We start from the raw sequence: 14,216 nt of genomic DNA, 5'->3' as shown, positions 1-14,216 counted from the left end.
CCATTCGTACAAGTACGCCATGTCCAACAACAAACTTGCAGCCCCCTTGTTCATCAAGGAAGTCCAACAGATCACGGTCGACACGGCCGCCACGCCCTGGCTCTTCAACAAAGGGGGCGAGCCGGTTTACCGCAAGAACGCACCGCCCAAAGCCACCGTGCTGACGCCTGCGGCCACCGACCCTGCCATGGCCATGGGGCATGAGCACATCGTGGCCGAGGTACTGGGTATCAAGCCCACGCCCCCCTATGGCACGGAAACCCAACTGGGGTTCGCCGCCAAAGAGGTGCAGTTTGAACCGTTGTGGGCCACGCCGGCCATTGCCGCCGCGTTTGGCATCACGCTGGTCAAGCCCGGTCAGGCCGTGAAGATCAGCAGCCCCGTGACCGAGTTGCAGCAGATCGAATACGAATACGGCGTCTTTGCTGGGCATTGGTCGCCGTATCAGGGCACGGGCAACAACCTGCTGAGCGTGGTGTGCACCGATCTGGAGCACCACGACTTCCCGCACGTTTTCGCATCCACCGACCCGACCAAGCCCTTGGTGATCTCGGTTGGCCGCTACTGGCCCAAGCTGGGCAAGATCCGACTGGCTGACCTGTGGGTGCCGCAAGGGTGCGCACTCTACATCCCACCCAAGCCAGCCCTGCCAGATGCCGAATGCATCGACCTGCACAACAACCGCAACTCGGCACGGGCCTGCTGGGGTGACATCCACCAGAACAGCATCGTTACCCACACGCTGCTTCAAAAGAACCACGGCTATTTCTACTGGTACTGGAACGCCATGGATACCCTCCATGGGCAACCACCCGCCATCGTCTGATTACGCATCACCCCGACAGACCATCAAGGAAGTAAGACATGTCTGATGACCACGACTTGCGCAGCGACAGCGCCGTCTACAAAACGCTGCTCGAATCCACCAAGGCCATCCCCTGGAAGATTGACTGGTCGACCATGACCTTTGCCTACATCGGGCCGCAGATCGAACCGCTGCTTGGCTGGAGCCAGGACAGTTGGGTGTCGGCTGATGACTGGGCTTCTCGCATTCACCCAGAGGACCGGGACTACGTTGTCAACTTCTGTATCTCTCAGTCCCAAGCTGGCGTCGACCATGAGGCGGACTATCGCGCCCTGACCAAGGACAACGGCTACGTCTGGATCCGCGATGTGGTGCACGTCGTGCGTAACAGCAAGGGCGAGGCCGAAGCCCTGATCGGCTTCATGTTCGACATCAGCGAACGCAAGAAAACCGAAGAAAAACTGCTCGCCCTTCAAAAGGAACTGGAAGCACTGTCCTTCAAGGACGGGCTCACGGGTATTGCCAACCGCCGCCTGTTTGACACCACACTGGAACGCGAGTGGGGCAATGCGCAGAAAACAGGTTTGCCGCTGTCGGTGGCGCTGATCGATGTGGACTTCTTCAAGCAGTACAACGACCTGTATGGTCACCTGCAAGGCGACCAGTGCCTGACCGACATTGCACAGGCCTTGAAGCTGGCGGTGGTCGGTCCGCGCGATCTGGTGGCCCGTTACGGCGGTGAGGAATTTGTGCTGGTGCTGCCCGAGACCGATGCAGCCGGCGCCCTGAAGGTGGCCGAGCGCTGCCAGCGTCTGATGGAACTCAAGGGCGGGATTGCCCACGAGCAGTCACCCATCGGACCGCGCGTGACCTTGAGCATCGGGGTCGGCACCATCATTCCCAAGGCTGGCGACCGCATGGCTGATTTTGTGCATGCCGTGGACGAGAACCTCTATGCCGCCAAACGGAATGGCCGCAACCGGATCGAGGCGCAAAGCTAAGCTGAACGGTGGTGCACTTCGATGGTGGAGTGCACGATTTCCTCATGCACGGACAAGCGCTCGCGCACCATGTCTGGCGTGAGGCTCGGGTCGGTGGTGAGCACGGTGAGCGCGCAGGAGTAAACCTGCTTGCCCACCCGCCAGACGTGCAGGTCGGCAATGTGCGTCTGCCCGGCCTCGCTGTCAGCTTCGACCACCTCGCGGATTTCGTCGACCACAGGGTGATCCATTTCCCGGTCGAGCAGCACCTTGCCGGTGTCAACGATCAACCCCTTGGCCCACACCGCCACCAGGATGGCGCCGACGATGCCCATGACCGGGTCCAGCCAGGACCAGCCGTAGAGCCAGCCACCAAACAAGGCCACGATGGCCAGTACCGAGGTCGCGGCGTCTGCAATGACATGCACATAGGCTGACTTCAGGTTCAGATCATGATGATGGTCATCGTGATGATGATGCCCATGACCATGGTCGTGCCCGTGTGCATGCCCGTGATCATGGTGGTGTGCCTTGCCAAGAATCAACGCACAAACGATGTTGACTACCAGACCGAGCACGGCAATCTCGATCGCCTGCCGATACTGAATGGGCTGCGGCGACACGATGCGTTCGACTGAACCAAACAGCATCAAGGCAGCCACACCCAGCAAGAAAATGGCACTGGCAAAGCCTCCCAGCACCTCGATCTTCCAGGTTCCGAAAGCAAACCGGGGGTCAGTGGCATAACGCCGCGCGGCGCCGTAGGCCAGTGCCGACAGGCCGATGGCCACGGCATGCGAGCTCATGTGCCAGCCATCGGCCAGCAAGGCCATGGAGTTGAACCACCAGCCGGCGGCGATTTCCACCACCATCATGGCCAGGGTGATCCACATGACCAGGCGCGTGCCACGTTCTGCCGCAGCATTGCTCTCGTCAAACACGTGGTCGTGGGTCAGTCGGGACAGGTCATCGGTATGCATGGTCAAACTCACTTCAGATAGGCTCGCAGGACATCAATCAGCTCTTGTGCACCCTGCTCGCGCTCAGCCGGGTCAGTGATGTCGGCCGAGGCCACATGCTCACGTACATGGCCTTCCAGGACCTCGTTCATCAGGCCGTTCATTGCGCCACGAATGGCTGCAATCTGGTGCAGCACATCGGCGCAACCTTTTTCGGCAGCCAAGGCGCGCTCCAGTGCTTCGACTTGACCGCGGATGCGCTTGACACGGCCCATCAATTTCTCTTTGGATTGAATCGTGTGCGCCATGACTGTTCAGATATATACCTAGGGCGGGTATCCTATTATGGACAACAAATGACCGATGCCGGTAAATTCCACACCATCCAAATCAGGAGCCCCTCCGTGCATGTTGCTGGCCTCATCGTGACCACTCTGGTCGCCTTTCTCCACATCTACTTTTTAGCCTTGGAAATGTTCCTGTGGACCAAACCCGCAGGTCGCAAGGCCTTCGGCTTATCCGCAGAGCAAGCCGAATCCACCAAGGTGATGGCAGCAAATCAGGGGCTCTACAACGGCTTTCTAGCCGCAGGTTTGCTGTGGGGCGTGGTACTGGGTGACACCGGCCTGCATATCCGGATCTTCTTCCTGGTGTGTGTACTGGTAGCCGGGATCTTTGGTGCAGCGACAGCCAGTCGCAAGATCCTGTTCGTTCAAGGTCTGCCCGCCACCTTAGGCCTTGTGCTCACCACCCTGGGCTGACGGGGCGCTCACATCAGCACATCCGGCTTGGTCGGCTCCCACGTCAACTCGTGCCCATGGTGCTGGTGGTCCGCCAGGTTGCCAATGATCCACAGCTTCAAGCGGTCCACGGTCATCGGCTTCGCGTAGAAATAGCCCTGCACCATCTGGCAACCAGCAGCCGCCAGCCAGTCCAGTTGGCGCTGCTCCTCGACCCCTTCCGCCACGCTCTTGATGCCGAGGCGGCTTGCCAGGGCCAGCATCATCTGCACCAGCACCGGGTCATAGGATGGGTCACCCAGCTGACGAATGAAGGAGCGGTCGATCTTCAGCTTGTCTGCCTTCATGCTCTGCAACCGAGCGAGAGACGAGTACCCTGTACCGAAGTCGTCCACAGCCAGCCGAAAGCCTTTCTTGGACAAGCGATCGAGCGCTGAGGTTTCGGTACCGCCATCTTCCATGACGGTGCCTTCGGTGACCTCCAGCTCCAGGTCACTGGTGCTCAGTTCGTTCTTCTTGAGCGTCTGGAGCAGGTGGTCAGGCCATGTCGGGTCAGCCAGCTGCTTGGGCGAGACGTTGACGCTGATGTAGGGCAGCATGACGCCGTCCTTGCGCAAGGCCACCAGATCCTGGCAGGCCAGCTCCACCACCCTCGTTCCCACGTGCAGGATCAAGCCGGTTTCCTCGGCCACCGGAATGAACTCGTCCGGGCGAATCATCCCTTCTGACGGATGCTTCCAGCGGATCAGTGCCTCCACACCACGTAACTGACCACGCATGTCCACTTGCGGCTGGTATTCGAGGTAGACCTGTGGTCCGGTGAGGGCCTGCCGCAGATCACGCTGAATGAGCTGACGCCGGCCCGCCCTGGCACCCAGATCGGCGTCATAGCGTACACAGCGGCCACGGCCTCGCCGGTGGGCTTCGGCCAGCGCAATGTCACCACGGCGGAACACCTCACCCTGGGTCAACTGGGCACTGTCCAACGGCACGATGGCGGCTGACACGGTGATCTGAACCGAGCGGTTGGCGTATTCGAAGGGCCGCGCCACCGCCGAAGCCATGCGGTCGCCCACCAGGGCATCCGGCAAGACGTTCTTGCGCAAGGGCAGCAACACAGCAAACTCATCCCCCCCCACGCGCGCCAGCATGCTGCCGGGCACCGCAAACACCTTGCCCAGCCGTTCGGCCAACTCGGCCAGCACGCTGTCCCCCGTCTTGTAGCCGTTCAGGTCGTTCAGATCACGGAAGCTGTCCACATTGATGAACAGACAGGCAAATTGCTCCGATGTACTGGCCACCCGTTGCAGTGCCTCTGACAGCGCATGCTGAAAGGCCGCACGGTTGAAGAGTCCCGTCAGTTGGTCCTTTTCAGTGGCCTCGCGCAAACGGCTGGCATCATGGGCCATGCGGTGACGCATCTTCCTGGCGGACAGGTACCAGACCCCTCCACCCAGCAAAAGTGCCACCAGGAAAATGGCCACGTCTCTGGCCACCTCCAGGTAAGCCGGGCCCAAGGAATGGAGAACAATCACACTCCACCGGCCGTCCAGTTTGGACTCGGCTGAGACGCACTGCCCCACCCAGCCGCCACCAGGCGTGCACGAACGGCCTCGCGCGTACCGTGCGTTGCACCCGGACTCTGTACACAGCGAGGCTGCCTGCACGTCAGGAAAGCCCTCGGCCGCCTGCTGCAATGCCCCCTCCAGGACCTGCGGTGAGCTTGCCAAGCCACCGGCAGAGTGAGCCCGCCACACCATATGCAAGATGGCGCTCGCTTCGACCTCGGCCTCTTCCTGTGCATCACTCAATGCAAATGCAAAGGCCTGCCAGATCAGCAGGCAGAAGGCAACCAGCAAGCCTGCCAACAAGGGGCGCAAGGACAGGCCCCACGCAGCAAGGGAGCCGTGCTCGATGTCACTCTGGGGCGTCATTCGGTTACCTGGTTGTCGCGCGTCCTGTTTGCGCAGGGTCCATGAAGCGGCCGTGGTGGATGAGCAGCCACAGCGTGAATACCAGGGCTCTATCGGCGACCACACCAAGAAACCTGAGACCACCGATGATCAGATCTCACTTTTTTCGGAAATTTGTCGCGATACCGAATACGAAAAAGCCCTCGCATGCGAGGGCTTTGAAAACCATACAGCCACGGCTGGCATGGGTCATCAGCTGCTCAGACCCATGCTCCCGCATGGTCTGAGCCGACCGTGATCAGTAGCTGCGACGACCGCCGCCGAAGCCACCGCGGTTGCCACCACCGAAACCGGAGGGGCGCTCTTCGCGGGGACGGGCTTCGTTGACCACCAGGGCACGGCCTTCAAACGATTGACCGTTCATGCCACGGATGGCAGCCTGGGCTTCAGCACCAGAGCCCATCTCCACAAAGCCAAAGCCCTTGGAGCGGTTGGTGTCACGGTCCATCATGACCTTGGCCGATTGCACAGCGCCAAAGGCAGAGAAATGTTGTTGGAGGTCGTCGTCGCGCATCGAATAAGGCAGATTGCCGACGTACAGCTTGTTGTCCATGTTGGACCCTTTCAGAACTTGCCGCGGTGAGTCGAAGGCCTGCCGCAGCGTCAGGCCGGAAATCAGAAACGTCGACGAGGCGCCGACGGTGCCGAGCCAGAACGAGGCTCGAGATGACGGAAGGTGATGCGGCCCTTGGTCAGGTCATAGGGCGACAACTCCAGCGACACCTTGTCGCCCGCCAGGATACGGATGTGGTGCTTGCGCATCTTGCCGCCGGTGTAGGCGACCAGGCTGTGTCCGTTTTCCAGGGTGACGCGAAAGCGGGAGTCGGGCAGGACTTCGTCGACCTGACCGCGCATTTCAATGAGTTCTTCTTTAGCCATGAGGAGGGTTATCCAATTGATTTGCGAGACAGAAGGACCTCAAGCCCGCAAGGTGGGTTGACTGAGGTAGTGGAGACCCTGATCGAAGGCAAAGCGCTCAGCGGCTCGCGCAGTTCGGAACAAGGGCGTGAAACGAAACACCCGATCGTGGGTATTGGAGCCGCGTCCGCTGCGAATGGACAGCGAAACGGCATATTGGCCGCAGTCTGTTTGGCGGGTCATTGATGACAGCTCGAAGCGGCCAACCGACAGGGCTTGGGGAGAGGAATGGATCAAAAAATGGGGGGCCGCTATATCGCGCAGCCAAAAATGCGAGGGTCAGGGCTGAAACAACCGCAGATACCCGTGATGAGAGAGGATTCAAGCCCCGCGGAAAGTGACTTGGTCAGTGAGCCAAGCGGGGAAACAGAACCAGACGATGCTTGCCTGGATGCGCAGCGAGCATGGCCAGATGCATGTGCTGCTGAAGGTGCGCGCGCAAAACGCGCGAATCGTCAGAATGCTGCGGAGGAAAGCGAAACTGCAGCTAAGCCCTCGCACTGTAGCAGTTCATGCGCGATCGCGCCAACTTTTTTTCCAACTCACCCCTGAGCATGCGTGGGCCTTACCCCGCATCGGTCGACAGCGCGCAGTCCGTGTGGGCCGGTTGAGGGAACCCGCGCCGTGTATCTTCAATGGCTCGACTATGGATCACCGGGGCCTGCGCCATGACGCCGCCATACATGCTGGCAAAAGGCACATCGGCCGCATCCCGTCCAGTCCCGATACGGATGAAGCCCATCGGAATGGCCGTTCCTGACGCATCAAAGATGTACCAGCCCCCCTCCAGATAGACCTCCACATAGGCATGGAAGTCGGGCGGCCCCAGGGCTGGGTCGGCACCCCAGTCGGTCCCCGTGCTGAAGCGAGCAGGAATGCACAAGGCACGACACAGCGCGATCATCAGATGGGCGAAATCGCGGCAGACGCCCTGCCCGCTGCGCAAGGTCTCTATCGCAGACGTGTTGGTGTCAGACACATTCGGGGTGAAACGCACGCGCTGCTGAACCCAACGTTGTATCGCCTGAACGCGCCGATAGCCTTTGGGCCATGCGCCGAACTGCTGCATGGCCAGTTGGCTGAACTGATCAGACTGGCAATACCGACTGGGATTCAGGTAGGTCAAGGTCTCGAATGGCAAGCTGCTGACGGCCACTTCACCTACGGCATCAGGGTCGCGTTGATGGTGGCGAACATCCACTGACGCGCTGTGCTGTACCTGCAACCAGCCAGGCAATGCACGCAGTCGCATGAACCGAGACCGCGTGACTGGGTCGACAAACATCTCGTATACGACCGGCTGGCTGATGTGCACACGCTCTTGACCAACCGACTGGCACGCCGTCTGCGCAGCGTGGATGTTGAGGATCAGGTCGGCACCAGCTGCGCCAATCTGATATTGGAGAGAAACCTGATGCTCGATGCGAATCATGCTGAGGCACACCCACGTCGTGTGCGTTCGGGCTGTTGGGATTCAACGTTCGCCGTGGCGGCACTGCCAATCGACGCTGCCATGATCAGACCGATGGCCAACCACTGTACCCCGCTCAACTGCTCGGCCAGCAAAACGGCCGCAATGCAGGCGGCCACCGCAGGCTCCATGCTGATCATGATGCCGAACGCCTTGGGAGACAGGCGCTTGAGTGCCAGCATCTCCAGCGAAATGGGAATAGCACTGGACAACACGGCCACACCCAGACCAGCCAGCAAGATGGCGGGCGACAGCAAGGCGCGGCCGGCATGCAGCACACCAACCGGCACCACCACCAGGGCGGCACAAGCCATGCCCAGGGACACGGCATGCCCGGCATGCAGGTGGCCAACGCGCTTGCCCAGCAAGATGTACAAAGCCCAGAACAGGGCGGCAGCCAGGGCACAGGCCACACCACCCGGGTCCAGCGCGCTGACGTGATGTCCCAGTGGCAGCAGCAGGCCAAGCCCTGCCACCGCGCAAGCCACCCAGATGAAGTCAGCCGGACGACGCGATGCAGCCAACGCCACAGACAGCGGGCCTGCGAACTCGATGGCCACCGCCACCCCGAATGGAATGGTGCGCAGGGACATGTAGAAGAAGAGGTTCATGCCACCCAGCGCCACGCCGTAGCACAGCACGCGCCACAGATCGCTGCGTGTGACCGGACGCTGCCATGGTCGCCACAGCACCCACAGGAACACCGCCGACAAGCCCACACGGATGGCCGTCGTGCCTTGCGCGCCCACCGTGGGGAACAAGGCCTGTTTGGCCCATGACGTGCCCAGTCCCAGAAAGGTGACCGAGCCCAATATGGCGAGCAAAGGCAAAAGCGAAGCGTAACGGGACGAGGATGCCGACATGGACTACAGGAAACGACAAGGGATCAGAGCGGACCGTCCAGCATCGACGAGAAACGTGCCATCCAGCGCCCCAGCTCATTGTCATTGGCGGGGCCCAGCTTGGCAAAGACATGTGCACGGTGGGTTTCAACCGAGCGCGAACTGCACTCGGGCACCAGGGTGCGCGCGATGGCCTTGTTCGACAGGCCCAAGGCCACCCACCGCGCCACTTCGCGTTCACGCGGCGTCAGACTACGCCATTGTGTCAGGGCCTCGATGCGATCGGCGGCCTCAGTGAGCGCCAGCGGCAGTTTGTCGAGCAATTGTTCGGTATCGGGCTTGACCACCCAGTCGAACGCCCCGCGCTTGACCGCTTCCAATGCAGTCGGGATGTCACCATGGCCTGACAGGAACAGCACCACCTGAGGGCTGCGGGCTTCTCGCAGCCGCTCGAACACCTGCAAGCCGCTCATGCCACCCAGACGCAAATCCAGGATCACGCAGCCCGGTTGCTGTGGGTCTACCGCGGCCAGAAAGTCCTCACCCGAAGCAAAGCCCTGTACCGCCAGCCCTTGCGGGAACAGCAGCATCAGCAACGACCGGCGAACAGCTTCATCATCATCGACAACCGAGACGGCTATCTGAGGGCGAGGGGGAGACAAGGTCATGACACGGAGGGGCCGCTTGGCGGGCGGGCAGTTCCATCTGCTGCCGACGAAGGATGTAAAGGCAGGCTGAATTCGAATTGTGCGCCACCGCCCGGCCGGGGTTGCCAATGCAGGCTGCCCCCCTGCGACTCGACGATGGAGCGACAGATGTTGAGGCCCAATCCCAGGCCGTCGGCCTTGGTCGTGAAGAATGGGTCAAAGAGATGCGGGGCGTCTTCGGGTCTGACACCAGGGCCGTGATCCGCCACTTTCAGCCACACATGCCCTGCCCGCACCTCGGCCGCGAGTTCGATCACGCGGCGCTCCATCGGCTGACCGTCCAGTGCCTGCAAGGCGTTTTGCAGCAGGTTCATCAACAGCTGCTCGGCGAGCACGCGGTCCGCCGTCAGCGGTGGCAGGTTGGGCGGAATGCCCCACTGCACGCGCACCTGCCGCGACTGGATGTCGCGCTTGAGCCAGCCCAGCACGGTCTTTACCCAGTCGTCGACCAGGAACTCTTCGGCCACGCCACGGTCCTGTCGAACCATGCTGCGGATGCGGCGCACGATCTCGGACGCGCGGCGCGCCTGGCCCTGGATGTCGTCCAGGCTGGCCTGCAGCAGATCTTGCGCCCCGCTACGTGCAAGGGCCTTGGCCGCCGCTGCAAAGTTGGACAAGGCCATCAGCGGCTGGTTCAACTCGTGGGCCACCGATGAGGCCATCTCACCCAGACTGGCCAGACGTGCACTACGCTGCAACTGGGTTTGCTGCAGGCGCTCGCGCGCTTCGGCCTGCTTCTGCGCCGTGATGTCGACCACCGAACTCATCCAGCCACGCTGCACGTTATCGGCATCGATCAGCGGCGCGGTGTAGACCATGGTGATCACATCATGGCCGTCCTTGTGCCGTATGCGCGACTCGAAGCCTGTCGGCTCGGCCAACCCGTGGAGCGCCGCATCGCTGTCGATCCAGTGCTTTTCCATGTCGTCCGGGTGCCAGTAGGGATAAGGCGGCTTCTGCCTCATCAGCTCCTGTGTGCTGTAGCCCACCATCTGGCACAGCGCCCGGTTGACATAGATGATGGTGCCGTCCATGTCGCGCGCCCGCATGCCCACCAGCAGGGAGTCCCCCATGGCATCACGGAAGGCATGGGCATCACGCAATTCCCGCGTGCGCTCGAGCACCCGCTGCTCCAGGTCGATGCGGGCCTGCTTCTGTTCGGCAAAGCGACGCTCACGCAGCCGCCAGTAAAGGCTGGCCATGGCGAGCAAAGCCAGCGCCAGGGCCGTCATGGCCGACGCCTCATTGCGGGTCTGCAAGATCGCGGCACGGTCCGACAGCACAGTCAGCGTCCAGTTGAACTCCGGCAAGGCGAGGTCTTCAGCCAGGTATTGGCGCGGGCGCCCATCCACCTCGGTGCGCAACACATATGAGCCCGCGCCGCCTGCAGCTTTGGTCCGCCACACCAGCGCCGGCATGTCGCCGCCACCAGGGCCATAAGCCTGGCTGGATTTCAGCTCGGTCTGTTCCGCCGGCGTCAACGGCCGGGTACGGTGGTAGCGCCAATCCGCGCGGCTGGCCATGAAGCTCACCCCATGCGCATCACGCAACAAGACGGGCTCGGGAGAATGCGTCCAGCTGACATTCAAGGTGTCCAGCGCCACCTTCACCGCCAGCACACCGGCAATGCGCCCCTTGACCCGCAAGGGCTCGGCAATGAACAGCCCCGGTTTGCCGGTCGTCATGCCCACGCCATAGAACATGCCGGTTCGCCCGGCGAGGGCCTGGATCACATACGGCCGGCGCGAGTAGTCATGCCCGACAAAGCTGTCGGCGGTTTGCCAGTTGCTGGCAGCCAGGGTTCGACCATGCACATCCATCACGAACAAGGCCATGGCACCGGCTCGGGCGTTGATGGCTTCCAGGTAGCGGTTGACCTCGGCTTGCCGCACGCCGTCCTGCGGGGTCACCAGCAGGTTCAACACATCGGCTTGCCCGCCAGCCAGCACGGGCAGGAACGCGTACTGCCGCGTGATGTCGCGCAGCCATTGGGCATGCATGTCCAGCGCCGAGCGCAAGGCATGACGGCGCTGCGCCGTCTCGCGCTGTTCGGCCCAGTTGCCGGCAACCAGCACCACCAGCGCAGCCAGCGCCAGCGCCAGCAGGCCGGCCAGCCAGCGCTGCCAGGGTCGTGAAAAGGAAAAAAGTGTGCGCATAGCTTGTCCGTGGCGCGATGTTGCACGAAATTCGTCTGGCGTCACCCGCACCGCTCTACGTAGATCTACGCAGAACCATCCTTGGGGCCCTGCGGATGCGCCACGCACTGCAAATCGAGACACTTTCACATTCGCCATATGACCGGGTAGACAGCCTGGCACCTCTTGAACAGGAGACTCGATGAGCACCCCTCAAGCTGCGCTCGACGCGGCCGCATCCAGCCCCGCATCCGAAGCCATTTCTGCCCAGCGCCTGAAGGCCATCTTCATTGGTTCGCTGGGCAACCTGGTCGAGTGGTACGACTTCTACTGCTACTCGGCTTTCGCGCTGTACTTCGCAGGTTCGTTCTTCCCCAAGCAGGACCCGACAGCCCAGCTGCTCGCCACGGCCGGCATCTTTGCCCTGGGCTTTTTCATTCGCCCGATCGGCGGCCTGCTGTTTGGCTATATCGGTGACCACCTGGGGCGGCGCACGGCGCTGATGACCTCGGTGCTGCTGATGTGCTGCGGCTCGCTGCTGATCGCCTGCGCCCCCACCTACGCCACGGTCGGCACGCTGGCCCCCGTGCTGCTGCTGCTCGCCCGCTTGCTGCAAGGTCTGAGCCTGGGCGGCGAATATGGCTCCAGCGCCACCTACCTGTCAGAGATGGCCAGCTCGAAGCACCGCGGCTTCTATGCCAGCTTCCAGTATGTGTCGCTGATTGGCGGCCAGCTGGTGGCCCTGCTGGTGCTGCTGGTGCTGCAAAAGCTGGTGCTCACCCCCGAAGAGCTGCGTGCCTGGGGATGGCGCATTCCGTTTCTCATTGGTGCCGCCCTGGCGCTGATCGCGGTGTGGATGCGTCAGGATCTGCCGGAGACCAGCCAGTTCGAAGCCGCCCGCAAGAAGGGCGCCAAGCAAGGTGGCTTGCGCACCCTGCTGCAATACCCGCGTGAATGCCTGATCGTGATCGGCCTGACCATGGGCGGCACCCTGGCCTTCTACGTGTACACGACCTACATGCAGAAGTTCCTGAAGCTGTCGGTGGGCCTGACGGACAACCAGACCACCGCTGTTTCTGCGGCCTCGCTGATCTTCGCGATGCTGTTGCAGCCCTTGTACGGTGCCCTGTCTGACCGCATCGGTCGCCGTCCGCTGCTGGTGGGCTTCGCGCTGCTGGGTACCCTGTTGACCGTGCCCCTGCTCACTGCCATCCAGCATGCCCAGGGCCCCTGGGAAGCCTTCGGCCTGATTGCCTGCGCTTGGTTGATCGTCTCGGGCTACACATCCATCAATGCCGTGGTCAAGGCCGAACTCTTCCCGGCTGCCATCCGCACCACGGGTGTGGGCGTGCCTTACGCACTGGCCGTGTCCGTGTTTGGCGGCACCGCCGAGTACATCGCCCTGTGGTTCAAGCAAGCCGGCAACGAAGGTGGCTTCTACTGGTACGCCTCGGCCGTGATTTTCTGCACCTTGCTGGTCAACGTCCTGATGCGCGACACCAAGAAGCAGTCCTACATCGACGCCGAACACAAGGCCTGACGACACATCGGCGCAGCCAGGGGTTCACAGGCCCCTGGCTCGCCGCCAGGTGTCAACATAAAGCGCCTCCACCTTCGCGCGCGCCCACGGCGTGCGACGCAGGAACTTGAGGCTCGACGCCACGCTCGGGTCATGCGTGAAGCAGCGGATGGGGATCATGTGCCCCAATTCCGCCCAGCCGTAGTGATCGGCCAGGCACTCAACGATGTGCTGCAGGGTGGCCCCGTGCAAGGGGTTGTCCGGTTGGTGATCCATGCGGGCGATTATGCAAGCCGCCACCCGCCGCGTCAGTCCGAATCCGGAAGCAACCCATCTGCCAACAAGCGGTAGCTGGCCTCCCACCGGATGGGGTCATCGGTATTGCTGTCACTCCAGCGCAGCCAGTTGTCCGAGCCAACACTGTCCTGGTTGTTGAGCCCGATGCTCTGAAGTTTGTGCCCACCGTTGGTGAACCGCAGGTCAAACCCCGTCAATACCGTGCGTCGGCGCATGACCTGACTGACAAAGGGTGCCCCTTCGCGGTCCGTGCCGCCCACGGTCGCGCGCAAGCGGTCGAACAGACTGACTGGCAGCCATTGAATCCGCACGGCAAACATGACTTCTTCCTGCTTGGCCTGGCCTCGAAGGGCGTCGCCACCATTGTTGTCACTGAAAAACAGCCGTGGCCCGGTGCCAGTGCCGGTGTCCGGCCACACGCCCAGACTGCGAATGGAATGGTCACCATTGAGAAAATAGGCACTGAAACAGTTGAGCGCCGGCATCAGCAACAGCTTGCCCGCCTCAGATGGCAAGGTCATGCCTTGCGGCCGTGCATGGGTTTGCCAGAAGTATGTCGACCGCCGCACGGTCCATGCGTCAGACAAGTCACTGTTGCCTTGCTTGCTTTGCAATGCGGCATTCAAGTCTCGCGACAGGCCCTCTGGCAGGCGCAGCACGGATGGTCGCTCCAGCGCAGCCCGCGCAAGCGACGGGCCACCGGCAGCGAGCCCAGCCAGCAGCAAGCGCTGCATGCAGTCACGGCGGTTCGGAAAGTGGGCATTCGGCATGGCACCCTCTGGCGTGTGTGTGATCGACATGACTAGGGACGTGGCAATTGCACATGCGACACCATGCCCGCTTGCCTGGACAAGAAGCGACAGCGGTTCA

At 62.0% G+C, this 14,216-nt stretch carries 15 protein-coding genes; 4 read left to right on the top strand and 11 right to left on the bottom strand.

Annotation, left to right across the window (positions count from 1 at the left end):
• The first annotated feature begins 19 nt into the window (after positions 1–19).
• Both ACE3PH_RS08890 and ACE3PH_RS08885 read left to right on the top strand, forming a co-directional pair.
• Positions 20–826: a hypothetical protein gene (locus ACE3PH_RS08890; protein ID WP_374318016.1), complete on the top strand. Its 807-nt coding sequence runs from the start codon at positions 20–22 to the stop codon at positions 824–826.
• Positions 827–864: 38 nt separating this feature from the next.
• Complete coding sequence (locus ACE3PH_RS08885) at positions 865–1,806, top strand: sensor domain-containing diguanylate cyclase (protein WP_374318014.1); 942 nt, start codon at positions 865–867, stop codon at positions 1,804–1,806.
• Here ACE3PH_RS08885 and dmeF read toward each other — a convergent pair.
• Complete coding sequence (gene dmeF / locus ACE3PH_RS08880) at positions 1,803–2,765, bottom strand: CDF family Co(II)/Ni(II) efflux transporter DmeF (RefSeq protein WP_374318012.1); 963 nt, start codon at positions 2,763–2,765, stop codon at positions 1,803–1,805. The genes ACE3PH_RS08885 and dmeF overlap by 4 nt on opposite strands.
• Positions 2,766–2,773: 8 nt before the next feature.
• Entirely contained in the window at positions 2,774–3,052 is a 279-nt protein-coding gene (locus ACE3PH_RS08875) for a metal/formaldehyde-sensitive transcriptional repressor (RefSeq protein WP_374318010.1), read from the bottom strand.
• Between the two features lie 48 nt (positions 3,053–3,100).
• On the opposite strand from ACE3PH_RS08875, the gene ACE3PH_RS08870 reads away from it, so the two are divergent.
• Positions 3,101–3,505 (top strand): DUF1304 domain-containing protein, encoded by a 405-nt coding sequence (locus tag ACE3PH_RS08870; protein WP_374318008.1) that lies wholly within the window; start codon positions 3,101–3,103, stop codon positions 3,503–3,505.
• 8 nt (positions 3,506–3,513) lie between these two features.
• On the opposite strand, the gene ACE3PH_RS08865 is transcribed toward ACE3PH_RS08870, so the two are convergent.
• The 7 genes from ACE3PH_RS08865 to ACE3PH_RS08835 form a co-directional block, all read right to left on the bottom strand.
• Positions 3,514–5,418 (bottom strand): putative bifunctional diguanylate cyclase/phosphodiesterase, encoded by a 1,905-nt coding sequence (locus ACE3PH_RS08865; protein ID WP_374318006.1) that lies wholly within the window; start codon positions 5,416–5,418, stop codon positions 3,514–3,516.
• A 277-nt stretch (positions 5,419–5,695) separates the two neighbouring features.
• A complete protein-coding gene (locus ACE3PH_RS08860; protein WP_374318004.1) occupies positions 5,696–6,010 on the bottom strand; it encodes an RNA recognition motif domain-containing protein in 315 nt (104 codons plus the stop codon).
• A gap of 62 nt (positions 6,011–6,072) precedes the next feature.
• Positions 6,073–6,336: a translation initiation factor IF-1 gene (gene infA, locus ACE3PH_RS08855; protein ID WP_374318002.1), complete on the bottom strand. Its 264-nt coding sequence runs from the start codon at positions 6,334–6,336 to the stop codon at positions 6,073–6,075.
• A 604-nt stretch (positions 6,337–6,940) separates the two neighbouring features.
• Positions 6,941–7,807 carry a transglutaminase family protein gene (locus ACE3PH_RS08850; protein ID WP_374318000.1) on the bottom strand — a complete coding sequence of 289 codons (867 nt, stop codon included), beginning with the start codon at positions 7,805–7,807 and terminating at the stop codon, positions 6,941–6,943.
• Entirely contained in the window at positions 7,804–8,709 is a 906-nt protein-coding gene (locus ACE3PH_RS08845) for an EamA family transporter (protein WP_374317998.1), read from the bottom strand. The genes ACE3PH_RS08850 and ACE3PH_RS08845 overlap by 4 nt, the downstream gene beginning before the upstream one ends.
• 23 nt (positions 8,710–8,732) lie before the next feature.
• Entirely contained in the window at positions 8,733–9,356 is a 624-nt protein-coding gene (locus tag ACE3PH_RS08840; RefSeq protein ID WP_374317996.1) for a response regulator transcription factor, read from the bottom strand.
• Positions 9,353–11,551, bottom strand: coding sequence for an ATP-binding protein (locus tag ACE3PH_RS08835; RefSeq protein ID WP_374317994.1), 2,199 nt, complete (start codon positions 11,549–11,551; stop codon positions 9,353–9,355). The genes ACE3PH_RS08840 and ACE3PH_RS08835 overlap by 4 nt, the downstream gene beginning before the upstream one ends.
• Positions 11,552–11,732: 181 nt before the next feature.
• Here ACE3PH_RS08835 and ACE3PH_RS08830 point away from each other — a divergent pair, with 181 nt between their 5' ends.
• Positions 11,733–13,070, top strand: a complete 1,338-nt coding sequence (locus ACE3PH_RS08830; RefSeq protein WP_374317992.1) for an MFS transporter — start codon at positions 11,733–11,735, stop codon at positions 13,068–13,070.
• A 24-nt stretch (positions 13,071–13,094) separates the two neighbouring features.
• Here the strand turns inward: ACE3PH_RS08830 and ACE3PH_RS08825 are convergent, their stop codons facing one another.
• Both ACE3PH_RS08825 and ACE3PH_RS08820 read right to left on the bottom strand, forming a co-directional pair.
• Positions 13,095–13,325, bottom strand: a complete 231-nt coding sequence (locus ACE3PH_RS08825; protein WP_374317990.1) for a VF530 family DNA-binding protein — start codon at positions 13,323–13,325, stop codon at positions 13,095–13,097.
• Positions 13,326–13,357: 32 nt separating this feature from the next.
• The gene (locus ACE3PH_RS08820) at positions 13,358–14,146 is read right to left on the bottom strand and encodes a hypothetical protein (protein ID WP_374317988.1); all 789 of its coding nucleotides are present in this window, start codon (positions 14,144–14,146) and stop codon (positions 13,358–13,360) included.
• Between the last annotated feature and the right edge of the window lie 70 nt (positions 14,147–14,216).

The organism is Aquabacterium sp. (genome assembly GCF_041909175.1).
Taxonomy (GTDB): Bacteria; Pseudomonadota; Gammaproteobacteria; order Burkholderiales; family Burkholderiaceae_C; genus Aquabacterium.
Note: the sequence above shows the minus strand (reverse complement) of the source record. Positions and strands in the feature narration are given on the sequence as shown.